The organism is Flavobacterium sp. GCM10022190 (genome assembly GCF_042656445.1).
Lineage (GTDB): Bacteria > Bacteroidota > Bacteroidia > Flavobacteriales > Flavobacteriaceae > Flavobacterium > Flavobacterium nitratireducens.
In genome coordinates, this window is record NZ_JBHSOQ010000001.1 from 607,888 (window position 1) to 632,643 (window position 24,756).

Sequence of the window (24,756 nt, forward strand, 5' to 3'; positions counted from 1 at the left end):
ATTAAAACTTGACTGCTTTTTTGGAAACCTTATCACCCATTGTTGTTTTATTAGACAAATTGGAAGTCGTCAAATCAATATTCTCACAAGCTCCTCCATTGATGGTAACTGCCTTAGGAGAAGTGGAATTGATTTCAACGTTTTTGAACACACTATTTTTAATATTGAAGATATCAATTACATTACTTTCTTTAATGTCCAATTTGGCGTTACTAATTTTAATTCCTTTAGCATCAATAATGGTAACCCCTTTATCGGCTTTTACAAGCAAATTAGAAATCTCAATATTTTCCAGATTCATCTCTGGCAATCCTTGTAAAAACACCGCCTGTGCAGCACCAGCTATCGTGATGTTTTTCATTACAATATTTTTGAATTGTGGTGTTTTTTCATCTACTGGAAGCGCTTTGTTTTCTACGGGTGTTCCACCTTCTTCTAGTGTTTCGGCAATTGATTTTCCTCCATAATACAAATTAAAAGAGATCGCTTGCGAAGGAATATCAGTCATATAAATATCTGAAATGAAGATATTTTCTACTACACCACCACGACCACGATTACTTTTAAAACGCAATCCTACATCGGTTCCCATAAAAGAACAATTGGAAACGTGCATGTTTTTAACTCCACTAGACATTTCGCTACCTACTGTTACCCCTCCATGACCGTGATAAACTACATTATTTCGGATGATAATATTTTCACAAGGCTTTTTTCGATCGCGACCGTCCTTATCTTTTCCTGATTTGATACAAATAGCATCATCACCCACATCAAAACTAGAATTCTCGACCAAAACATTTTTACAGGATTCAACATCCAATCCATCTCCATTTTGTGAAAACCATGGATTACGAACTGTTACATTACGAACAATCAGATTTTCAATCATCAATGGATGAATATTCCATGCTGGAGAATTTTGAAACACCGGACCATCAAAAAGAACATTTTTACTGTTTTGAATACTTACTAATACGGGGCGAAGAAAATCATGAATAGCTTCAAATTCTTCCTTGGTTTTTAAATCCAAACGAACGTTTTGATCCGCACCTTCTGAAGCTTTCATAAATACTTCGGATGGATACCAACTGGTTTTAGAGGCATTGACAACTCCACCAGAAGCCACAATTTTTTTCCACTGACTTTCTGTTAATTTTGCTTTTTTAACCTGTCTCCAAACTTCGCCAGAACCGTCCCAAACACCGTTTCCGGTAAAAGCTACATTCTCTAAATTTTTACCATAAAGAGGCGAAATACAACGCCAAGTATTTAAACCTTCAAAACTAGTTTCAACTAATGGATACAAACTTTTATCGGTTGAAAATTTAATTAAAGCACCTCTTTCGGCGTGTAGTTCTAAATTGCTCTTCAAAATAATTGGACCAGTAAGCCAAATTCCCGGAGGAATAATCACTTTCCCTCCTCCTTTTTGAGAAACAGCTTCAATAGCATCCGCAAAAGCTTTAGTGTTTAAAACATAGCCACCATTAACAGCTCCAAAATCTTTGATATTTACAGCATTATTTGGAATATGAGGCTCTTGAATTTTATTCATTTTAAATTCTATCCCAGAATATACTTCAACGGAATTTGCATTTTGAGCTTCAACAGGATTAGAATAACTTATCATTAAAAGCATTAAAGCCATACATAAATGTTGAATCGGTTGTTTTTTCATTTTTTTAATTAGTTGGTTATTAATAAAATACAATTTATGTAATCGATTATCCTTCAAATATATTTAATTTTTTTTGAATTACATCATATGATAAAAAATCCCCTCCTTTCCATACAGAAAAGAGGGGATTCTCATTTTATAAAAGTATTTAACTTATTCTACATTTTTAACCTTATGTCCAAAAACTCCAAAGTAAAGAATAACCAGAAAGCAAACTAAAGGAATCAAATATCCCGATTGAATATTATCATGGTTCATATCAATCAACGTTCCCATTCCGTAAGGTAAAATAGCTCCTCCCACAATTGACATTACCAACCATGAAGAACCTGTTTCAGTATTTCCTTTCAAGCCCACTAATCCCAAAGAAAAAATCGTAGGAAACATAATGGACATAAAAAATCCAATTGCTCCCAAAGCATAAATTACCACTATACCTGTACCATAAATTGCCACCGCACAAAGAATAGCGCTTAAAACGGCATAAATAGAAAGCAACACATAATCTTTTACAAACCTCAGGAAAAAAGTTCCAATGAATCGCCCAGCCATAAACAACACTCCATAAAGTCCTAAATAATAAGCCGCCGTTTTTTCATCCATATTTGCTCCTTGTTGTGCCATTCTAATAAAAAAACTGGTTACACAAACCTGCGCTCCCACATAGAAAAACTGTGCTACCACTGCCCAACTCAAATGGCGGTGTTTTAAAACCGAGAAAAATCCAGGTTTCACCTCCGCCTCAGCAGGCTCTGACTTCATTGATGGTAAGTGCATGAAATAAAACAATATGGCCACCAAAACCAAAATCGTTCCTAAAACAATATAAGGTATTTTAACTGCTGCTGCTTCTCCAGCAAGATATGTCAAACGTTCTGCTTCGGGCATAGCAGCTAATTGTTCTGGGTTATAACTTTTCCCAGAGAGGATAAACATTGAACCAATTATTGGGGCCACCATTGCCGCCAAACCATTAAAAGAGGCCGCTAAATTTAAGCGTTTAGAAGAAGACTCTTGCGGACCTAATATAGCGGCATAAGGATTCGCACTAGTCTCTAAGATAGTCAATCCACAACCAATAATGAATAAAGCTACTAAAAACAACTCATAAGCCTGTGTATCTGCTGCCGGAACAAATAGAAATGCACCTGTTGCAAAAACTAAAAGTCCGATGATAATACTGTTTTTATAACCTACTTTTTTAATAATCATCCCTGCCGGTATCGCCATTAAAAAATAAGCTAAGAACACCGAAGTATCAATCAGTGTTGATTGCCTATTATTTAACTGACAAGCTTTTTTAAGATGTGGAATCAAAATAGAATCCAAATTGTGAGCCATTCCCCAAAGGAAAAACAACGATGTAATTAAAATAAAAGGCAACAGATATTTAGTTCCTTTTCCTCCCTCTGTAGGCACAGCGTGCTGGTCTCCCATTTGATTGGTTATCTGCATAATTTATAATTTATTTTGGTTGGTTAATTTTTTCTTTTCACTAATAACAAATGGTCACACACCATCACCACTTCTCCCCTTTGGTTAATGATTTCCACATGTTCGGTTACGGTTCCCATTTCTGGTCTTTTGGCATCTCCTTTTTCCGAAATCGTAATTTCAGAATGGATTGTGTCCCCAATGTGAACCGGTTTTACAAAGCGCATTCTATCATATCCTTTAGAAAAAGCTTCCGGATTTATCTCCGAAGCCGTTAACCCAATCCCAATGGCAAACACCATCGTTCCATGCGCAATTCGTTGTCCAAAAGGCTGTGTTTTACACCATTCTTCATCCATATGATGCGGAAAAAAATCGCCTGTATGTCCGGCGTGCACCACAAAATCGGTTTCTGTAATCGTTCTTCCTAAGGTTACACGTTTTTCACCTAATTGGTAATCTTCAAAAAAAGTTGACTTAAAATACATATTTTTTAGTTGTTTAGTTGTTAGTACTAAGTCCTTAGTCCCTAGTCCTTAGATATTAGCCAAAATACTAAGGACTCAGAACTAGGGACTAAGGACTACATTTTTATAAATCATTCAGTAGTATTCCACCCTTTTCATTGCTAATGTAACAAGCTTCTACCACTTTCATGGTGCCTAGTACATTTTCTACACTGGCATGCAATACCGCATCCGAACCTTCTTTATAACGCATCAAATTAGCCATAGTACCCACAAAAGCTTCCGGAAACCAAGAACCTTCCAATTGTACTTTGGTCCATTCGTAGTTGCCATTTTCGTTTTTAACCGAATATTCGAAAACATCTTCCAAACCAGTCGGGTAATTCATCAACAAGCCCATTTTGGCTTTGATGGCTCCTTTGGTTCCTTCCCATTTGATATAACTTTCTTCGTGTTCCGGACCAAAATGATGATCGTGATTCGTATTAATTACGGCACGCATCGTATCGCCATAATCCAAAATAATAGTCGAACGCGAAGACGATAAATCCTTCAACGGATGTTTCCATGTCTTCGCCAAAACCGTTTTTGGATCACCAATAAACGAACGGATACAATCAATATAATGCACCGAGTGGAATAAAATCTCCAATCGCGGATGTACTTTCACCACAGGAAACATTTCCCAAGGTGTATTTACAGTAACCTTAAATTCCATATCATACAATTCACCAATAATTCCTTCATTAATCAAATGACGCGCCGAGGCCACAAATGGTGCAAAACGCAACTGGAAATTGATTGCACCTACTAATTTTTTTCGATTACAAACTTCTAGAATGGCTTTGGCTTCGGCCAAATCATTCCCCATTGGTTTTTGAATCAAAACTGCAGCTCCATCTGGTAATTGTTCTAATATTTCAATGTATTGCTCGGGCATCACCGTGATGTCATAAACCGCATTCGACGGAGCGTTCTTTACAGCATCTGCAACCGTTTCAAAAGCATGAGGAATACCAAATTCTTCTGCCATTGCCTGCGCTTTCGCAAAAGTTCTGTTGGTAATACCAAAAACCTCAAATCCCGCCATTTTGTAAGCAGGCAAATGGGCATCTTTTACAATTCCGCTAGCACCAATAATTACAATAGGTTGCTTTGTTTGGGGTAATTCAGGTTTATAAGGAATTTGCATCATTATACTATTTTTTGAATTTCAATTTGTGTATTTTTTAATAAATCTGCCGATGGGATATCTGTTTTTAAGGCTGTCAAAACCATTTGGTCAATCAATATGGCAATGTCCGGCCAAATAGCAATTTGCGGTAAAGTCAACGCATTTTCATGTAAACTTTCCAGTTTGTGGTAATACGGAATGGTTTTGTTAATCTCAGCATCAGCCCAGGTTGATTTTCTACAACCAATTCCTCCTGCATTCGTTAATAATTTATCACTTTCGGCTGTAGTAGCAAATCGTAAAAAGTCATAAGCCAATTGCTTGTTTTTACTTCCTGTACCAATCGTGTATAACCAATACACATTCAACGAAGCTGTTTTCCCGCCTTCGGCAAAAGGAAGTGTCGTAACATCTACTTTTCCTTTTACTTTGGATTCGGCTATGACCTCACACATCGAGGCAAAACCAAACCAGTTAATCGTCATAGCCGCTTCTCCTTTAGAGAAAGCGATTCCTGCTTCTACCGAACCAAAATCAACTGATCCGGGATGAACCGCATCTGTTTTCTTAACGATGTAACGATAATAATCCAGCGTATCTATTGCTTCTTGTGTATTGATATTAATCTTCTTTTCGGCATTTAACAATGAACCTCCTCGAGTCCATAAATGCAAACAAAAATCAAATACCATATTATGTCCGTCAGGATAATTGGCAAAAACACAGCCGTATACATTTTCTTCCGGACGATTAAAGAATGTGGCAATTTGTTCAAATTCCAGCCAGCTTTTTGGTGGCGCTAATTCGTAACCAAACTGCTTTTTAAAATTCTCTTTCTCAATCGGATTTTCGAATAAATCCTTTCTGTAAATCAAACATTCAGGGCCATCATGAAAAGGCAATCCGTAAATCCCTCCATCAATTTCCTGTAAATGCAATAAGGAATTGTGCCAGCCCTTCGGAAAATCCTGCGGAGGGTTTTTAGCAATAAAGGAAGTTAAATCCTCAACTGCATTGGCTTTCGCTGCATCAAAAATCCAATCGGTATTGATATGTGCAATATCCCAATCGCCTTTTCTTAAACCGCCTTCACTAATGGTTTGTTCATACAAATCATGCAATTCCAAGGGAACCATTTCTACTGCTATCTTGATCTTGTGTTGCAAACAAAAAGCATCCCATAGCTGTTGCATGGCTGTTTCAAAAGGCCCAAATTTTCTAACCGCTATTTTAAAAACTGATTTCCCCATGCGTATCAAAGATTAAATTCTTTTATAATGTTTTCATTATCCTGACCTAATTTCGGAGAGGCTTTACCCGAAGTAAATAATTCCCCATCAATTCGAATGGGACAACGTGTTGTTTTGTATTGGTAACCATCAATCATTTCTACTTGTTGTACGAAATCCAAAACCTGAAAACCTTCCTGAGCAAAAAGCTGTTTGTAGTTCAATACATTGGCACACCAAATATCGGCTGGTTCTAAAATATTCAACCAATATTCGGAATCCTGCGTACGCAAATGCGCCGCCAAAACCGATTTGATTTCGTCTCTTAAAGTGAATTTATTTTCTGGAAATTGTTTTAGTTCTTCACAGGATAATAATTCGGCTAAAACCGGAATCGAGCCCATGGCCAGACTCATATAACCGTTTTTGGTTTTGTAAATGCCATAAGGCGCACCTAAATAAGCATTTGCATTATTCGTTTTGGTTCTTACCGGCAATTCACCTCCATCATTAAAGAAAGTGGTAATGGTTTCAAACTGAAAATCAAATGCCGATTCCAACATGCTTACTTCCACTAAAGCACCAACATTTTGGGTTACTTTTCGATACAAAGCCGCTAAAATCCCTTGTGCCAAATGTGCTCCTGCCAACATATCCACGATAGACAATCCCATTGGAACAGGGCCATCGCCTTCGTTTCCGGTCAACCAGGTCAAAGCCGTCAAGGATTGCAATAACAAATCCTGACCCGGTTTGTCTACAAAAGGTCCTTTTGTTCCATAACCACTAATCGAAGCATAGACTACATTCGGGTTGATGGCTTTTACTTCTTCATAACTTAGTCCGATGCGTTCCATAACTCCAGGTCTGAAATTATGCATTACCACGTCGGCTTTTGCCAATAACTTTTTCAATTTGGCTAATTCCTCCTGCTGCTTGAAATCAATAGCAAAGGATTCTTTATTTCGGTTGATGGTATGAAAAACAGAGGATTCTCCGTTCATAATCAAATCCGAAGTATATAAGGTTCTGCAAATATCACCAGTTCCGGGTTTCTCAATTTTAATGACACGAGCACCCAAATCGGCTAAGCGCAAACTCGCCGAAGGACCAGAAAGAAACTGGCTGAAATCGATAATTAAATAATCTTCTAAGGGTTTCATGTGCTAATTGATAATCGTTTGCTGAATAATTGTATTGTGCTCTCCTACTTTTGGCGCTGCCTTTCGACTCGTCAAAATTTCGCCATCCAACTGAATCGGACTTCGGGTGGTCGTAATGGTTTTTTGTTCCGAATTCTCAATGACTTGTTTCATTGGCATACCAAAATCAATAGCATCCAAATCCTGATAATTCAATACTTTTCCGCACCAAATCCCTTTTTCCTGTAATAAGGCAACCCAATAATCTGAAGTTTCTTGAAGGATTCGCTCCGCCAAAATCGTACGGATTTCATCACGACGGGCAAACCACAAATGCTTTTCCTGAAAGGCATCCAAATTGACTTCCAACAATTGGCCAATGTACATCAAATCGCCCATAGCCAATGAAAGATAACCATCCTGAGTTTTATAAACCCCATAAGGCGCACTTAAAAAAGCATGCGCACTTCCGGCAACATCGCCTCTTTCCTGCAATTTTCCACCGTCATTTAAGTACGATGTAATAGCTTCAAACTGTACATCCAAAATCGATTCCATCAAACTTACCTCAACCAAAACCCCTTTATTGGTTTTAGCTCTTTTTAACAAAGCGGCTAAAATTCCTTGAGTTAAATGATTGCCACACATAATATCGGCTGTTGATAAACCAAAAGGAACCGGTCCCTGACTTTTTCGTCCGCTTAACCATGTTAATCCTGATAAAGATTGTACAAGTAAATCCTGTCCCGGTTTTTTAGACCAAGGTCCTTCATCGCCATAACCGGAAACTACTCCGTAAATAATTTTAGGGTTGATGGCAATAGCATCTTCGAAAGCCAAACCTATTTTATCCATTACTCCTGGTCTGAAATTATGCGTCATAATATCCGCCTTGGCAATGAGTTTTTTTACTAATTCTAAATCGTCCGGATTTTTTAAATCGGCTGCAAAAGAATCTTTATTTCTGTTTATCGTATGAAAAAGCAAACTGCTTTCGTCCACAAATAAGTCTTTAATACTCAATTGGCGACAAGCCTCACCTTTTACGGGTCTTTCAATTTTGATGACTCTGGCACCTAAATCGGCCAACTTTAATCCGGCAGAAGGCCCTGCCAAAAACTGGCAAAATTCAAGCACCACTATACCTTCTAAAGGTCTCATACTTTTTGTCTTTTTAAAGATTCCACATACAAAGCATCCATAGCCGCTAAGACTTCTTTTTCATCGCCACCTTTCATCAAATAATCACGCACTACATCGCCTGCATGGTCTTGAAAATACATGTGCCCGGCATATCTTGGACGTAAAAATGCTCTTTCCAAAGCCGGTAAAGTATTCTTGAAATAATCGTGAGTGATTCCGTTGATTCTTTCGCTTTTCCAAGCTTGTAAATGTCCTGGCTGACCGCCATTATCTGCAAAAATATTTTGTTGCACCTGCGAAGAACCCGTGAATTCAGCATATTGCAAGGCTTCCGTAAGGTGTTCGCTAAAAGAAGAAACAGCAAGTCCTGTACCACCTAACGAGCTAATCATGGGTTGATCGTTCAGCTTCACTAAGTCATAGAAATGCAATAAGTTTTTGCTGTAACCTGTACGTGAATAATTAGAATAACCATAAGCAAATGGGCAATACGCAATAGCATCGGTATTCACCATCGCTTCATACACCTGAATTGGGTTTCGGTTAAAATTAGCCGGATCCATCAGTTGTGCTAATTCGCGGTGCATTTGCAAAGCTTTACTTCCTATTTCATCCGAAATCACTTTGTCTTTCGATAAAAAAGGCGCTTCGCCCAAACTGCAACAAAACGAATAAAAAGTCATCAATGAATCTACTGGAATTCCCGCAAAAGCCAACAATCCTTTTTTGGCCAAAGCCAATAAATCTTCATAGGTTGTAGGCACTTCAAAACCTTTGCTTTCTAAAATATCCAAACGTGCTGCTGCCACCGGAGTAGCTGCATCAATAGGTAAAGCCCAAAGTTTGTTGTCAAAAACATAACTTTCGTATGATTTACCTACGGTATTTACTTCCTGATCTTTGATATATTCACTTGAAAAATGGTCCGATAATGGAACAATCGTATTGGTAGCCGCACCAAAACCGGTCCAAGGATGATCGATAACCAATAAATCAAATCTTTTTGCCAAATCCTCAATCGAGGCATCGGCAAATTCCTGTAAACTTCTTTTCTCCCAACTAATTTCTACATCCGGATGTAGCTCTGTAAAACGCTGAGCTGTAGCAACCATAGGCAAAAGCCCTCTTGTATGGTTCCAGGTAATCCCTTTCAATTTCTTCATTTTCGTCTTTTTCAATTTTTTATATAATTACACCGCTACATCCCCACAAAAGTGCACCTGAATACCTAATTCCTGTAAAGCAGCCGCTTTGATTCGGCACAATTTATTGGCTTCGGCTTCATTTTCGGCATAGACCACATGAATATGATTCGCTTTGTGACGCCCCATCATTTGGTCGCGACTTACACCTTTTAGCACCGCATTCATAATAGGCCATTGGGGTGTAGTCATATTCCATCTTCTGTCTAATTCCTCTTTAGGTAAATCAACTGATTCTCCAATTCCCATATCACAATGCAAAGCATCATCCATTACATAAATTCGGCTCCAAACAATCGAACCCGGCTTGCTCACTCCTTTCACACTTCCACCACCTAATCTGAAATACATTTCAGGTTGTCTTTCGCTCGAAGTTCCTTTATAACCATTAACAAAATGCTCTGGTGGTGCCGCTCCACTAATTAAGAATACCCAAACAAATCCGTCAATAGTTTCATTTTTATAATATTCGCCGTAACGTAAATCGTGTAAGGTATTCTCCCCTTTCAATCCCATGGAACGCCATAAATTGTATGTCAGCAAAGCATCAATTCCGGCACATTCGTCCACTTCATTAAAATGCGGCAAAGCCTCTCCGGCAAACAATTCGTTTCCTACTTCGTCATACACTGGAGGACGATTTTGATTATTCAATAAACCTTCGACCAAATCACTGGCAGGAACCAAATCCTTCAAACCTTGTTGGTACTGAATCCCGATAGTATCACAGCCAAATTCAGCTGCGATTCGTACCGCTGCAATATACATTTTGCATTGTAACAGCGTTTGGTTTCTGGTTAGCTGAGTAGCTTCATCGGTTCCCCAATCGAATTGCATTCCTTTGTCTAACAACCATGATAAAACGGCTTCGGCTTCTTCGTCTTTTACTGTTAGCATTTTAGCATATAAGGAAGATTGCGATAATCTTTCTTTGTAAATTCCGGTTGGATGTAATAAATGATCGGGTACAATAGCATTGAACATTCCCATACAACCTTCGTCAAAAACACCCATAATGGCTTTTTCTTTTCGGAATGCTTTCGCAAAATCGACTCCTTTTGCCAACTCATCCGCAGGAATAACCGCTTTATCAAAGGCTTTTACGTGACTTAAATCAGGCTTTACCGTTGCAGATTGCATCCAGTTTTTCAGATTATTTTTGAAAAAATCATCACTAAAATCAACACTCCAAAGCGTGCTGTACTCTACTCCTGCCTTTGTCAATGAACCATTCAAATTCAGCATTCCTACCAATCCAGGCCATTCGCCACTCCAGTTGGCCACCGTTAAAATAGGTCCCTGATGCGTAATCAAACCTGCCAAAACATGGTGCGAATATTGCCAAACACTTTCAGCAACAATAAGTGGTGCGGTTGGATCAATATTTTTAAAAACCTGCATTCCCATTTTTTGGCTATCAATAAAACCGTGTTTCTTGGTTTCATCATAAGCATGCGCTCTGATGATTTTACCGCCTGCCTCGGCTACAGCTTCTGCTAATAATTGTTCCATTTGGGCTTGTGCTTCCCAACATACTTGATTTGCTGATAAACGCAAATCGCCACTTGCTACTAAATAAATGTCCATATTTTTAAATCATTAATAAGCAATAAAGCACAAGACCATTTGAAAATTTATCCAAATCGTGTTGTGTTCCGCTATTGTTTTACTTGTAATTTTTAATTGACTGTTTCAGGAAACAAAATCCCCTTGTCCTATTCCAAATATGCTAAAAATTAGACTTTGAGTGTTATCATTTATTTGCATCTCTTTATAGGATATTATCATAAAATGGGTTTGTAATTGTTGAAATTACACTATTTTAGCAAATCCATATCAAACAAGCTGTTTATGAAGCCTTTATTTCACAAAGTACCAACCAGTATTCAAAGTTCTTTTGAGGTAAGACACAACAAAGAACCGAATTTTGGGAAGATTTGGCACTACCATCCCGAACTGGAATTGCACTATGTAATCAAAGGAGAAGGTGTGCGTTTTATTGGCGACAACATCAGTAATTTCAGCTCTGGAGAGTTGATTTTACTGGGTGAAAATTTACCTCATACTTGGCGTTGTCACGAAGAATATTATCAAAACAACAAGGATTTAGATGTCGAAGCCATTGTAATTCAGTTTTTACCCGATTGTTTAGGCAAAGATTTTATACACTTACCCGAATCTTTCCTGATCCCGAAACTTTTTGAAAAGGCCAAAAAAGGCATGATTATTCAGGGTAAAACCCGCGAAAAAATCATAGAACAAATGCGAAAAGCACCTCATGCGAATCACATTGACAAGCTGATTATTTTATTAAACATTTTAAAACATTTATCAGAAACAGAAGAGTATACCGAAATTACTTCTTCGCATGCTTTTTACCAATCCAATGAATCGGATTCTATTCGATTAAATAAAATATGCAGTTACACCCTTTCGAACTATAAAAAAGAAATTACCCTGACCGAAATTGCAGCTTTTAGCAACCTAAGCGTGACTTCTTTTTGCCGCTACTTTAAGCTGATGACCAAGAAGACCTATTATGATTTTCTAATTGAAATTCGTATTAGTCATGCCTGCCGATTACTGATTGAAAACAAGATTCCTACCGAGATGATTTGTTTTGAATGCGGATTTAATAACGTTTCAAATTTTTATAGACACTTCAAGAAAGTAGCAGGAATTACTCCGATGGAATATAAGAAAAGGTATTTATCGAATTAATTTTAGTTTAACCGCAAAGGACACGAAGGTTTTCGCTAAGATTTTTTTAACCATATAAGCCATATAAGTTTTTAGATTTCTGAAAAAGACAAATGAAAGTGCAGAAAAGTTATTTTCATTTATGAAAAATAAATCCGTGGAATTCTAAACTCTAAGATTAAAAATCAATTCGAGCATTCGTGGCTGTTATTAAACGCAAAGTAAACGAAGTTTTCCGCAAAGTAGCCTAAGATAGTTTAAACATATAAGTCATATAAGTTCCTATATTTTCTAAAAGAGAAAAAGAAGTGCAGATAAGTTATTTTCATTTATGAAAATGAAAATCCGTGGAATTCTAAACTCTAAGATTAAAAATCAATTCGAGTATTCGTGGCTGTTATTAAACGCAAAGTAAACGAAGTTTTCCGCAAAGTAGCCTAAGATAGTTTAAACATATAAGTCATATAAGTTCCTATATTTTCTAAAAGAGAAAAAGAAGTGCAGATAAGTTATTTTCATTTATGAAAATGAAAATCCGTGGAATTTTAAACTCAAAGATTTTAAAAATTAATTCGAGTATTCGTGGCTGTTATTAACCGTAAAGTAAACAAAGCAAAAATCTGTGACAATCTGTGTAATCTGTGGTTAATATTTTAAAAATTATTAATCCGTCTGTTCAAAAAATTTCCAATGGAAATTGTATTGAGAACCAAAATTATGGTCAAAAAAAAGATTCTCTTCATTTTTACACTACGACCAAAAATGGGAGGAGGGTCTTTGTACAAAAACTATCGAACAGACGACTTAATAATCACTAACACACCATAAATAAAAAACTAAAATGATAACTCATTTTGTAAAATTGTATACTCATTTTGCAGTTGGTCCACTGCATTTTTTACAATTGGAGTAAAATCGCCTACGGCTCTTCTGGTAAAATTAGAGATAGGCAAACCTCTTTTATGCAAGGTATATTTGGCCACAATCGGGTACACATCGTGCATTACATCCATATTGTTTATTAAAAATTGTTGCACCGCTGCTAATTCTTCCGCTTTGGTTGGATCGTTATAATGATCACAAATCCAAACTATCAATTCCGGAAAGAAATTCCCCTGAATACAGGACAATCCCGCCGAACCAGCTTTCAAAGATTCGATAGCATGCACCATATAAGCATCATACAAACCGAATTCCGGATTTTTAGCGACACTCAATTTGGCCTTAATTTGATTGATATCTAGACAAGTATCTTTGTGATAAATCACTCTTCCTGTATTCACAAAATCCTCTAATTGCGCTGCCGATAAAATCCTTTTATAAGGAACTGGACATTCGTAAAAACCCGTTGGCACACCCGGAGTTAAATCCAACAACTGATGTACATTGTTCACAAAAACTTCGTCTGAATCTGTTTCTTTGGCCAATAAACCCGAAATCAAAATCACAGCGTCAATTCCTGTTCCGTAAATTGTATTGGTAAAATCGGCCTGCTGCTGTATCGTTCCTTCAAAAGTTCCCGTAGCCACAATAGGCACTTGGCCCGCTACAATATCTACAACATGTTTAGTCACTTGTAAACGTTCGGCTTCGGTTAATTCAAACATTTCACTCGACAAACAATTAGCAAATAAACCAGTAACACCCGACTTTAAATAAAGCTCCGTAAGCGTTGTTAATGTTTTGTAATCAATGCTGCCGTCATTGTTGAATGGCGTTAACATTACTGGAATAAATCCTTTTTTTGAATTGTTCATCGTTATTTTGTTTACTCTTTTTTATATAATGAATTAAGCTTTTACACTTCGTATTTTTGCTATAAATGCTCCTGATAAATAAATGGAAAGGGTTCCTACCACGATAACCATATTAGCATGAAGCGGACTTCTTAAAAAACTATATTCATCAGGAATCAAATTAGATATTGACAACCACAGAATAACCATAATTCCTATTACAGTTGCCGCAATTGCCTCTGTATTTCCCGATTTTTTACTGATAATGCCAAGCAGAAACAGCCCAAGCATTCCACCTGCAAATATCCCTGACAACTGCCACCAGATATCCAGAATACTCTTAACTCCAATCATGGCAATTCCACAAACCATTCCGCCAAGTCCAAACAAAACCGTTGCGATGTAAAGCAAACGCATGTTTTGTTTGTCACTAATTTTTAATTTGAAATATCTCTTATAAATATCCTCCGAAAATACCGTTGCCGAAGCGTTCATCCCTGAACTAATCGTACTCATCGCTGCCGAAAGGATGGCCGAAACGATTAATCCTAACAATCCCGTTGGAATCATATTCACCATAAAATGAGGCATCACCTTATCGCCATAATCAGCCGGTTGCAAAGTAGCCGCATAGTTTGCAATTTCTGACTGTGAAGCTGCAACTCCCAGATGTTCGGCAGCCGCTTTTAATTTAATCGGTTCAATCAATTCAGGCGACATTTGGTAATAAGCAAACAAACAAGAACCAATCATAAAGAAAACTAAGGAAACCGGCACAAACATCCATACACATAACCAAATCGATTTGGCCGCCTCTTTTTCAGAAGAAGACGCATGGTAACGTTGTACATAATTTTGGTCCATCCCAAAATTGTTCAAATTGATAAAAAAGCCATACAACAAGACCACCCAAAAAGTCGAAGTCGTAAAATCCAGCGAAAAACTCCCCAGACTAAACTTATCATTTTGCTGACCAATTTCGATAATTTTAGAAACCCCGCCTGGCATTTTAGACACAATCAAATACATGATTAAGAGTGCGCCGGCTGTTTTTAAAACCGCCTGAACCACCTCGGTCCAAATCACCGCTTCGATACCTCCTAAAACTGTATAAATCACAATACAAATTCCGGTAACCAGCATGATGGTTTCCATGCTAAAACCCGTTAAAGCCTGTAACGTAAGCGAAATTCCAAAAAACACCGAACCCATTCGCGTAATTTGTGTCAACAAAAAACAAACCACCGCATAGGTTCTGGCCCAGGAACCAAAACGTTTTTCAAGGTTCGTATAGGCCGAAACCTCGCCGGTGCTACGGTAAAACGGCACAAAATATTTGGCCGCTACCCAAGCCGCAAAAGGCATCGAAATACTAAACACAAAAGCATTCCAGTTGCCGCCAAAAGCCTTTCCGGGAACACCTAAAAAAGTATTACTGCTTAAAAAAGTAGCATAAATAGACAAACCTATCGCCCATCCGGGTATCTTGCCCGAGGCTTTAGTATATTGCTCTGAACTCTTGTTTTTTCTGGAAAAATAAATTCCCACGCCAACCATTGCCACCAAATAAAGGGCAATTATAGCGATATCTAATAATGGTAAATTTTTCATTTATTAAAGATGGGATTTTATATTTAATTTTTCAAGCCACCTAAACATATCGTACAATGTTTTGATGTTTTTACAAAACTATTGGAAAACTACAACGATTTCCTATGAGATTTTTTCAGAATACTATAGGATATTAGCATATAGTGTTAAAGGCACGTTTCTATTTTTTCAATTCCTGCTCTGAACAACCGTATCTAAGCCCAAAACACTCGAGTCAACACAGCAACAGCTCGTTATAATAAAACCGAACATAGCCACAAAATTGTCATCCCGAAGCACGAAAGCATCAGCAATCAATGACATTAAGTTAACGAATACAGGCCTGGTTTGTCTTTTCGACTAGAGGGAGAAATCACATTAAGTAATCTATTTATGTGATTCCTCATTCGTCTGAATGAAACTGGATGTTTAAAATAAGATAAGAAGCTCTATCCTGCCCTCCGCTCCACTCTGATTTTGCCGACTTGCATTTTTCTAAGCGCCAAAAAGGAGCTTCCTTCAGTCGCTCTTTTGGCACAAGAAAAAATTCCAAGCCGGCCGCATCAGGAGTTCCACTGCGGTCAGGGCTAGGGAACTTTGCTAATTTTAAATATGTAATAATTTATTGTAATTTTGAATATAAATGTGTTGAAGAAATCAAACAATAGTAAATAATGGCAGCAAAAAACCTTTGGACAAAAGAAGAACTAATACTTGCCTTCAATCTCTATTTAAAAATAGAATTTGGAAAGACTCATAAAGGAAATCCACAAGTTATAGAACTAGCAAACTTATTAGGAAGAACACCTAGTTCAATAGCTATGCGTTTAGGAAATTTTGCTAGCGTTGATCCTTATCACCTACAAAGAGGGATTGGTGGATTGCAAAATGGAAGCAATCAAGTTCAGCCTATTTGGGATGAATTCTTTAATAATCAAGAAGAATTAATATTCTTAAGTGAAAAAATATTAGCAGAAAAAGAAAACTCAACTATAGAAAACAAATATCAAAATTTACTTTTTGATTTAAAAGATTTAAAGGGAGAAACCGTAAAGAGAGAAATTAAAACAAGAGTAAATCAATCTGTTTTTAGACAAATAGTTTTAGCCAACTATAACAATAAATGCGCCATCACTGGAATTGACATTCCAGAACTTTTATTAGCTAGTCATATAATTCCTTGGTCAAAAAATGAAGAACACCGATTAAATCCTGAAAATGGTATCTGTCTTTCTGCCTTATATGACAAAGCTTTTGACAAAGGCATTCTTGGAATCAATAAAAATTACACTGTAATTTTGTCAACTAATTTAAAAAAGAAAAAAGACACAGCTTTTTTTAAAAGCTACTTTGCACCAATTGATAATCAAAAAATTACAACAGCTGTAAAATATTTTCCTAGAGTCGAATTTTTAGAATTTCATCTTGATACTATTTTTGAAAAATAAATCTACACTTATGATTAATTCTGAAAACGAAACTTACTGGTCATTTATAGAAAAATATTATCCAAAATATTACTCATGTAATGATATCCTAATGAGTGATATTTTAAGAAGAAAACTGGAAGGCGAATTTATTTCTAAGGAAGACGAAGAAATAATTATAGATTGGAATATTAAGAAAGAGCTTTTAAAACTTGACCAAAAGATATTTTCTAAGGCTCTAGAAAATTATTTAAACACTACTTTTTCTTAAATATACTTTTGTAAAACCCTAAAAACACACTTCTCAATCTTTTTCCCTACCTTTAAATCCGAAGTCTAACACTAAACCTATGAAAACTTTAGCTTTATTATTCTTTTCCTTTTTCATTTTTAATTGTGAGGCACAGTTAAAAACAAACGATGCTATTCCGCTACAGGAAGAGGCGGTAAACTACCGTTTTGAAACGGTTGCCGATGGCATTAACAATCCTTGGGGCATGGCCTTTTTACCCGATGGTTCTCTATTAGTTACCGAAAAATCAGGTATTTTGTACCATGTCAAAAATGGCGTTAAAACCGAAGTTAAAAATGTTCCTGCGGTGTACAATCGCGGTCAAGGTGGTTTAATGGATATTGAATTGCATCCGGATTATGCCAAAAATGGCTGGATTTACATGAGCTATTCTTCCATGGAAGGCGAAGGCGAAGCAGGTGGCGCCAATACCGCCATCATTAGAGCCAAACTGGAAGATGAAAGTTTAGTAAATATCGAAAAGATTTATAAGGCAACGCCTAATTCCAAAAGATCGCATCATTTTGGTTCCCGAATTACCTTTGACAATGAAGGTTATTTGTACTTTTCTATCGGGAGCCGTGGTTTTGAAAATGAAAATCCGCAGGACCTTACTCGTGACGCAGGTAAAATTTACCGCCTTAACGACGACGGCAGTATTCCAAGAGACAATCCTTTTGTAGGTAAGGCCAACACAAAAGAGGCTATTTACAGCTATGGTCATCGTAATCCGCAGGGATTAGTCAAAAATCCCTTTACAGGTGCTATTTGGGAACACGAACACGGTCCGCAAGGTGGTGACGAAATCAACATCATCAAAAAAGGCGCAAATTACGGCTGGCAAGTCATTACCTATGGCATCAACTATGACAACAGCATTATCACCACTCAAACCGAAAAAGCCGGAATGGAACAGCCTGTTTATTATTGGGCACCTTCTATTGCTCCTTCTGGAATGACTTTTGTGACCAGTGATAAATACCCAGATTGGAAAGGACATTTACTAGTGGGTTCGCTCAAATTTCAATATTTGGAATTGGTAAAACTCAATGGTGATAAAGTCATTGGCAGACAAAAAATTGCCGCTAATATAGGCCGCCTTCGCAATGTAAAACAAGGACCGGATGGTTATATTTACATGGGTGTAGAAGGAAAAGGCATTGTGAAAATTATACCGAATTAATCCAATATGACTGTCCGCTTTGCGGACTAATAACTCAATATAGCACGCAGATAACACGGATTAGGCGGATTTTCACAGATTAGTGAACTAAAAAAATCCGTTTTTATCGATTTAAATCCGCCTCACCTGCCTGTCGTCAGACAGCTTCGTGTGCCATTTTTAAAATAAGTACAAGTAACAGATCGTAATTTAATTCAAACAAATTTCCTAATGATTAATAAACTTTCTTTCGGATTCTCATTATTGGCTGCTGTCTATTTTTATCATTCGCATAGCGAAAAAAACTTCAGTTCAACATCATCCTATCTAAGCCTTACTGAAATCCAACAACAAACCGCTTTGCAAAAAAGTATTGCCCGAGGCAAAGAAATCTACAGCGAATTTTGTATTCAATGCCACATGGCCAATGGCAAAGGAAATGCTAGTACGTTCCCTCCTTTGGACGGTTCCGATTGGTTAAAAAAGAAAAGAACAGAAAGTATTCATGCGATAAAATACGGTCAAAAAGGAGAAATTCTAGTCAATGGCAAAAAATACAATGCCATGATGCCTCCAATGGGTTTGAGCGATGAAGAAGTTGCCGATGTAATGAATTATGTGTCAAATTCTTGGACAAATTCAAACAAAAAAATGGTAACTGTTAAAGAGGTTTCCTTAGTTAAACCCTAAAAGTCAGATAGGAAAAATTAACATATTTCGGCTTGAGAATCCTTGCTAAAATCCAAAATCGATAGCCGAAATACTTTACATTTGTGTACAGTCTCAAATTGATTTTTCTATGAAAAAATATGCTTTAGCCCTACTCATTAGCCCGTTTTTATTTTTTGTTTTTACCAATTGTAACCAAAGTAAATCGGATACAAAAGAAGCAAAGAACATCGATAGTACCGAAGTAAAAAAGGATTCGGTCGTTACGAAACCCAAAGTCATTGACACTGTCGATTACAACAGGAGAATGAAAGCTTTAGCCAATAAAGATACCACGGGTTTGTGGCCCGTAAAAGCGCCTTATCCATTGCCGGGAGCGTTATTACCCTACCACCGAATTATTGCTTTTTATGGTAATTTGTATTCCAAAAGAATGGGCGTACTGGGCGAATATCCAAGAGCAGAAATGATTGAAAAATTAAAAGCCGAAGTAGCCAAATGGCAAGCCGCCGATTCGACTGTGATTACAATTCCTGCCTTACATTACATTGCAGTTTCGGCTCAGGGTGCACCTGGAGCGGGCAATCGCTACAATATGCGCATGCCTTTTAAACAAATAGACACTCTTTTAAACTGGGCCAAACCCATTAATGCTTTAGTGTTTTTAGATATTCAAGTGGGGCACAGTACGGTGAAAGAAGAAGCGACTTTATTAGAAAAATATTTAGCCTTACCTAATGTTCACCTAGGAATTGATCCTGAATTTTCGATGAAAACAGGGCATGTTCCTGGTAAAAAAATCGGAACCATGTCTGCCGATGATATTAATGACGCTGTCACTCTTTTGGCGAGAATTGTACGCGAAAATAAATTACCACCCAAAGTCTTAGTGGTACATCGATTTACTCAAGGAATGGTAACGAATTACAAAGACATTAAAAAAGTACCCGAAGTCCAAATTGTGATGGACATGGACGGTTTTGGTAGTCAAGTATTAAAACGTTCTACTTATTTAAGATACATTTACAGAGAACCAGTACAGTTTACAGGATTCAAATTGTTTTATAAAAATGACAATTGGAATGATTGGAAAATATATACTCCAGAGCAATTGTTAGAATTCTCTCCAAAACCAAGTTATATTCAATTTCAATAATTTTAGCCCATTTCTACAATGAAAAAATGGATATTACCTGGCATTTTCAGTCTTTTTTTAATGTTCTCCTGTCAGGAAAAAAAGAACAAACCAATTGAAAAAGAAGTCAGTGCTACTCCTGATACTATTGCTGTTCCAAAAGTACAACCGAAATCAGTTGCCAATAATGCAGCCGCAATTTTAGCACGCAAAGAAGTTCCTATTTTATGCTATCATAATATCAAAGATTTTTCGGCTTCTGCTGGGGAAATGACCAAAACCTACACCGTAAAACCAGCTGCTTTTGCCGAACAAATGAAAGCCCTTTCTGATGCGGGTTACCACAGTATTTTACCCCACGAATTATATGATTATTTGGTGTACAACAAAGCATTACCTTCAAAACCAGTGATGATTACTTTTGATGATACTCGTGGAGAACAATACAGCATTGGTGCAGCCGAAATGAAAAAATACAATTTCAAAGGTGTTTTCTTTATCATGACTGTTGCTATTAATCGCCCTAATTATCTAAGGGAAAGCGAAATCAAAACACTTTCTGACGATGGAAATTGCATTGCCGCTCATACTTGGGACCACCACATGGTAACCAAATATACTGGCGAAGATTGGAATACACAATTGGACAAACCTAAAAAAAGACTGGAAACCATCATTGGAAAACCAATCGATTATTTTGCCTACCCTTTTGGATTATGGAACACCGCTGCAATTCCTGAACTTAAGAAAAGCAATTATAAAATGGCTTTTATCTTAGCGACCAAAAGAGATTCTATCAATCCCTTGTATACCGTTAGACGAATGATTGTGTCTGGGAATTGGTCTACTGATAAAATGATGAAAGCGATGGAAGCTACTTTTACCAACTCCAAATAAAAAACAATAATCCCTACTTCTAATTTTTACTAGTTTATTTTTCACCCAAATAGACTAGTAAAGGTATTCTGCGTCAATTTTTGATTGAGAAATTTTAAAAAAAAATGTTTTAAAAACACTATTTATCAAAAAACATATTGACAAAAAAAGAATGTTATATAAATTACATTATTCATAACCTATTTTAAATTACTTATCTTAAAAATTATTAAATTAGCCTAAAGACTAAAATATTTTTAATAAAATTTAGCTTTTATTAATTTTTCAATAATTGCAGATGGTAAATTTAACACCTAAATTAAGCCCAAAAGGATGGGACGAAATGTTTTCTAAAGAGGGCGTAAGAGATGCTTACAAACAAGTATTGCAAACATTAGAAAGTCTAACTATTGACAAACTTAATGTAAAACAGAAACAGGCTTCGGATATTTTTATGAACCAAGGTATCACCTTCACAGTCTATAGTGATGATAACCAAGGAATCGAAAGAATTTTTCCTTTTGACATTATTCCTAGGATTATTACCAAAAACGAATGGATCGAAGTTGAAACTGGAATTGCACAACGCTTAAAAGCCTTGAATTTATTCTTAGAGGACATTTACAACGAACAACTAATTATAAAGGAAGGAATCATGCCTGCTTCATTAATTGCTTCTTGTCCGCATTATATTCCTGAGGTACACGGTATCAAAGTGCCGCATGATATTCATGTTCATATTGCTGGAATCGATTTAATAAGAGGTGAAAAAGGCGAATTTTATGTTCTAGAAGACAATTTAAGATGTCCTAGTGGGGTAAGTTATATGCTGGAAAATAGAGAGATTACCAAACGTATTTTCCCAGAAATGTTTCAGGCAAATAATGTGAGCATGGTAGCCAATTATCCGATGATTTTCCATAATATTTTAGTTTCGCTTTCGCCAAGAAGCATTTCAAACCCCAATGTAGTTTTGCTGACTCCAGGGGTATACAATTCGGCTTATTACGAACATACCTTTCTGGCTAGACAAATGGGAATTCCGCTTGTGGAAGGTCGCGACCTAGTGGTAAACAATCATAAAGTGTATATGAAAACCACTTCGGGATTGCAACAAGTTGATGTTATTTACCGCCGTTTAGACGATGAATATCTAGATCCACTGGTGTTTAAACCTGATAGCGCCTTAGGTGTTCCAGGATTAATAAGTGCATACAAAATGGGAAATGTCGCCTTAGTAAATGCAGTAGGAAATGGTGTTGCCGATGACAAAGCCATATATGCTTATGTACCACAAATGATTAAATATTATCTTAACGAAGAACCCATTTTGAAAAATGTTCCTACTTACCAAATGGAAAATCCTGAGGAACGAGAACTGGTTTTTGCCGATATGGGTAATATGGTAATCAAAGAGACGAATCAAAGTGGTGGTTACGGAATGGTAATGGGAAACAAAGCCTCGGATGAAGAACTCGAAAATGCTAAAAAAGCAATTCTCAAAAATCCGAGAAATTTTATCGCTCAACCTATCATTCAATTAAGTACCGTTCCTTGTTACATTGATGGCGAATTAAAATTGCGTCATGTTGATTTACGACCTTATGCTTTATGTGGTCCTAATGGAGTAAAAATAGTTCCTGGGGGATTAACACGTGTGGCGCTTACCGAAGGCTCATTAGTGGTAAACTCTTCGCAAGGAGGCGGAAGTAAGGATACTTGGATTATGAAATAACTTGTTTTTTTAATACTTTAAAATAATCACTATGGAAGTAAATATGCTCAGTCGTGTAGCCGACGGAATGTTTTGGCTTAACCGATACATGGAAAGAACCGATGGGATGTTACTTACCCTCAATACGCTTTACATTATGTCTTTTGACCAAGAGACGAATGATTATCAAGGATACAAACCGCTATTAAAATACTATACCGATTTATCTCCTGAATACATCGCCGAATACCAACACGACACTAATTTTGTGTTGAAATATATCATTTGCGATAACAAAAACATTAATTCGGTTCGAAATTTAATCACTAAAGCGAGAGAAAATGCAAGAGGTTCTCAGGATAAAATTACTAAAGAACTGTGGGAACACATCAACTCGATGTATCATTATATCAATGCCGCCGATTTGCCTAGCCGATTAGAAACTCCGGAAGCCATTTCTATTTTAGCCAAACTCAATAAAGATTTTTTACTTTACAACGGTATTTTTCATGTAACCATGCCTAGAGGTTTGGGCTGGTGTTTTTCAAGTATTGGTAAACATATCGAAAGATGCCTGCAAACCATTTCGATGACACAATCCTATTATGCTCCTATCGAATACAATCTGGAAGGCAAAGAAGATTTGTTGTACTGGAGAAAATTATTGTTGTCATTATCGGGCTACGAATTGTATCTAAAAAGTTATAGTAACATACCCCACAATAGAAAGGTGATCCAACATGTTATTTTCAATCCAGATTTTGCCCATTCGGTGATATTTACATTGAATTTAATTGAAACCTATTTGGATTGTATCTTTAAGAATAACCATTTAATCGAAGCAAGAACGATGCGTAATCAATTTGGTCGACTAAAAAGTTATGTGGAGTACACCGACTATCATCATCTAACCAACTTACAATTAGTACATGTACTCAAAAACACAAAGGAACAATTGAATGATTTTTCGATGGATTTCTCTAAATTATTTTTCTCATATACCTAAAAAAATGGCTTTTTTCAACATAATTCATATTACCAAATACACCTACAATTTACCCATTAAAGAAAGTATTAATGAGTTACGCTTATTTCCACACAATTTTGAAAATCAAGACGTTCTTCAATACTCCCTTTTAATTTCTAATGACCCAAATGTATCTTTTACTAATGATTATCATGGTAACAAAGTGGGGAATTTTAATATCCTGGAGGCACACACCGAAATGACTATAGAATCCCGAATGCTAGTGCGAGTGAATCATTCGCTCAAAATTCCTGAACTTGACGACACTAAGGTTTGTGATTTGAATTTGCATAACGATATTTATTTGTTACGTCTTTGTACTCCGGAAACCATCAAAAAACAAGAGGAGATAAATGCCATATTAAAGGAAATAAATTACGAAAACAAATCCATTATTGCTATTGCATTTGACTGTAGCCAATATATTTTCAATCATTTTACGTATACCAAAGGCATCACAAATATTGAAACAACAGTAGATGAAATTTTAGGTCATCGAAAAGGCGTATGCCAAGATTTTGCTCATGTTCTTTTGCAACTATTAAGAACCGCTGGTATCCCTTCAAGATATGTAAGCGGATATATTTGTCCAAACGAAAGCGGACTTCGAGGCGAAGGAGCAACCCATGCTTGGGTAGAAATTTATACCCCAAAACAGGGTTGGCTAGGTATTGATCCTACTAACAATATTTGGACTATGGATAACCATGTCAAACTATCTGTTGGGATGAATTTTAAAGATTGTACTCCTGTAAAAGGGACATTTAAAGGATTTTCTAAACAAACACTCTCTGTATGTGTTTCCATTGGCTACGAAGATGGCCGTCACTTTGAAGGTATTAATGATGTAGAATTAGAAAAAAATTCTGTTGAATACGACCTACAATTAGCACATGCCGAACAACAACAGCAGTAATTTTTTCGAAAATTTCAAATCAAAATATAAAAAAAGCGAA

General features: G+C 36.7%; 21 protein-coding genes. 10 read left to right on the forward strand and 11 right to left on the reverse strand.

The annotated features are described in order from the left end of the window. Window position 1: 1 nt before the first annotated feature. From ACFPTQ_RS02645 to ACFPTQ_RS02685, 9 genes are all read right to left on the reverse strand, one after another. Window positions 2-1,681 (reverse strand): glycoside hydrolase family 28 protein, encoded by a 1,680-nt coding sequence (locus ACFPTQ_RS02645; RefSeq protein ID WP_379773530.1) that lies wholly within the window; start codon window positions 1,679-1,681, stop codon window positions 2-4. Window positions 1,682-1,834: 153 nt separating this feature from the next. Next, window positions 1,835-3,136: an L-fucose:H+ symporter permease gene (gene fucP, locus ACFPTQ_RS02650; protein WP_379773533.1), complete on the reverse strand. Its 1,302-nt coding sequence runs from the start codon at window positions 3,134-3,136 to the stop codon at window positions 1,835-1,837. Window positions 3,137-3,159: 23 nt separating this feature from the next. Further along, window positions 3,160-3,603: a MaoC/PaaZ C-terminal domain-containing protein gene (locus ACFPTQ_RS02655; RefSeq protein ID WP_379773536.1), complete on the reverse strand. Its 444-nt coding sequence runs from the start codon at window positions 3,601-3,603 to the stop codon at window positions 3,160-3,162. Between the two features lie 103 nt (window positions 3,604-3,706). Next, entirely contained in the window at window positions 3,707-4,777 is a 1,071-nt protein-coding gene (locus tag ACFPTQ_RS02660) for a Gfo/Idh/MocA family protein (protein ID WP_379773537.1), read from the reverse strand. Further along, window positions 4,777-6,006, reverse strand: coding sequence for an ABC transporter substrate-binding protein (locus tag ACFPTQ_RS02665; protein WP_379773539.1), 1,230 nt, complete (start codon window positions 6,004-6,006; stop codon window positions 4,777-4,779). Before ACFPTQ_RS02665 ends, ACFPTQ_RS02660 begins: the two co-directional genes overlap by 1 nt. Window positions 6,007-6,011: 5 nt before the next feature. Further along, the gene (locus ACFPTQ_RS02670) at window positions 6,012-7,148 is read right to left on the reverse strand and encodes a CaiB/BaiF CoA transferase family protein (RefSeq protein ID WP_379773542.1); all 1,137 of its coding nucleotides are present in this window, start codon (window positions 7,146-7,148) and stop codon (window positions 6,012-6,014) included. A gap of 3 nt (window positions 7,149-7,151) precedes the next feature. Next, window positions 7,152-8,288 (reverse strand): CaiB/BaiF CoA transferase family protein, encoded by a 1,137-nt coding sequence (locus ACFPTQ_RS02675; RefSeq protein ID WP_379773544.1) that lies wholly within the window; start codon window positions 8,286-8,288, stop codon window positions 7,152-7,154. Beyond that, window positions 8,285-9,433 (reverse strand): ABC transporter substrate-binding protein, encoded by a 1,149-nt coding sequence (locus ACFPTQ_RS02680; protein WP_379773546.1) that lies wholly within the window; start codon window positions 9,431-9,433, stop codon window positions 8,285-8,287. The genes ACFPTQ_RS02675 and ACFPTQ_RS02680 overlap by 4 nt, the downstream gene beginning before the upstream one ends. A 27-nt stretch (window positions 9,434-9,460) precedes the next feature. Further along, on the reverse strand, window positions 9,461-11,059 hold the full coding sequence (locus tag ACFPTQ_RS02685; RefSeq protein WP_379773548.1) for a hypothetical protein: 1,599 nt from the start codon (window positions 11,057-11,059) through the stop codon (window positions 9,461-9,463). 264 nt (window positions 11,060-11,323) lie between these two features. Between ACFPTQ_RS02685 and ACFPTQ_RS02690 the strand changes: the two genes are divergently transcribed. Continuing rightward, on the forward strand, window positions 11,324-12,193 hold the full coding sequence (locus tag ACFPTQ_RS02690; RefSeq protein WP_379773550.1) for an AraC family transcriptional regulator: 870 nt from the start codon (window positions 11,324-11,326) through the stop codon (window positions 12,191-12,193). An 815-nt stretch (window positions 12,194-13,008) separates the two neighbouring features. Here ACFPTQ_RS02690 and ACFPTQ_RS02695 read toward each other — a convergent pair. Next, window positions 13,009-13,929, reverse strand: a complete 921-nt coding sequence (locus ACFPTQ_RS02695; protein ID WP_379773553.1) for a dihydrodipicolinate synthase family protein — start codon at window positions 13,927-13,929, stop codon at window positions 13,009-13,011. 33 nt (window positions 13,930-13,962) lie between these two features. Next, on the reverse strand, window positions 13,963-15,519 hold the full coding sequence (locus ACFPTQ_RS02700) for a sodium:solute symporter (RefSeq protein WP_379773555.1): 1,557 nt from the start codon (window positions 15,517-15,519) through the stop codon (window positions 13,963-13,965). A 653-nt stretch (window positions 15,520-16,172) separates the two neighbouring features. Between ACFPTQ_RS02700 and ACFPTQ_RS02705 the strand changes: the two genes are divergently transcribed. From ACFPTQ_RS02705 to ACFPTQ_RS02745, 9 genes are all read left to right on the forward strand, one after another. Continuing rightward, a complete protein-coding gene (locus ACFPTQ_RS02705) occupies window positions 16,173-16,946 on the forward strand; it encodes an HNH endonuclease (RefSeq protein WP_379773558.1) in 774 nt (257 codons plus the stop codon). Between the two features lie 10 nt (window positions 16,947-16,956). After that, window positions 16,957-17,196: a hypothetical protein gene (locus tag ACFPTQ_RS02710; protein WP_379773561.1), complete on the forward strand. Its 240-nt coding sequence runs from the start codon at window positions 16,957-16,959 to the stop codon at window positions 17,194-17,196. A 79-nt stretch (window positions 17,197-17,275) separates the two neighbouring features. Further along, the gene (locus tag ACFPTQ_RS02715) at window positions 17,276-18,400 is read left to right on the forward strand and encodes a PQQ-dependent sugar dehydrogenase (protein WP_379773564.1); all 1,125 of its coding nucleotides are present in this window, start codon (window positions 17,276-17,278) and stop codon (window positions 18,398-18,400) included. A 210-nt stretch (window positions 18,401-18,610) separates the two neighbouring features. Then, window positions 18,611-19,069, forward strand: coding sequence for a c-type cytochrome (locus tag ACFPTQ_RS02720; protein WP_379773566.1), 459 nt, complete (start codon window positions 18,611-18,613; stop codon window positions 19,067-19,069). A 109-nt stretch (window positions 19,070-19,178) separates the two neighbouring features. After that, window positions 19,179-20,204: a hypothetical protein gene (locus tag ACFPTQ_RS02725; protein WP_278034506.1), complete on the forward strand. Its 1,026-nt coding sequence runs from the start codon at window positions 19,179-19,181 to the stop codon at window positions 20,202-20,204. Between the two features lie 18 nt (window positions 20,205-20,222). Further along, window positions 20,223-21,080: a polysaccharide deacetylase family protein gene (locus tag ACFPTQ_RS02730; protein WP_379773569.1), complete on the forward strand. Its 858-nt coding sequence runs from the start codon at window positions 20,223-20,225 to the stop codon at window positions 21,078-21,080. A gap of 277 nt (window positions 21,081-21,357) precedes the next feature. Next, window positions 21,358-22,794: a circularly permuted type 2 ATP-grasp protein gene (locus tag ACFPTQ_RS02735; RefSeq protein WP_379773573.1), complete on the forward strand. Its 1,437-nt coding sequence runs from the start codon at window positions 21,358-21,360 to the stop codon at window positions 22,792-22,794. Between the two features lie 31 nt (window positions 22,795-22,825). Continuing rightward, window positions 22,826-23,779 (forward strand): alpha-E domain-containing protein, encoded by a 954-nt coding sequence (locus ACFPTQ_RS02740; protein WP_379773574.1) that lies wholly within the window; start codon window positions 22,826-22,828, stop codon window positions 23,777-23,779. Between the two features lie 4 nt (window positions 23,780-23,783). After that, window positions 23,784-24,716, forward strand: coding sequence for a transglutaminase family protein (locus ACFPTQ_RS02745; RefSeq protein WP_379773575.1), 933 nt, complete (start codon window positions 23,784-23,786; stop codon window positions 24,714-24,716). Window positions 24,717-24,756: the final 40 nt, after the last annotated feature.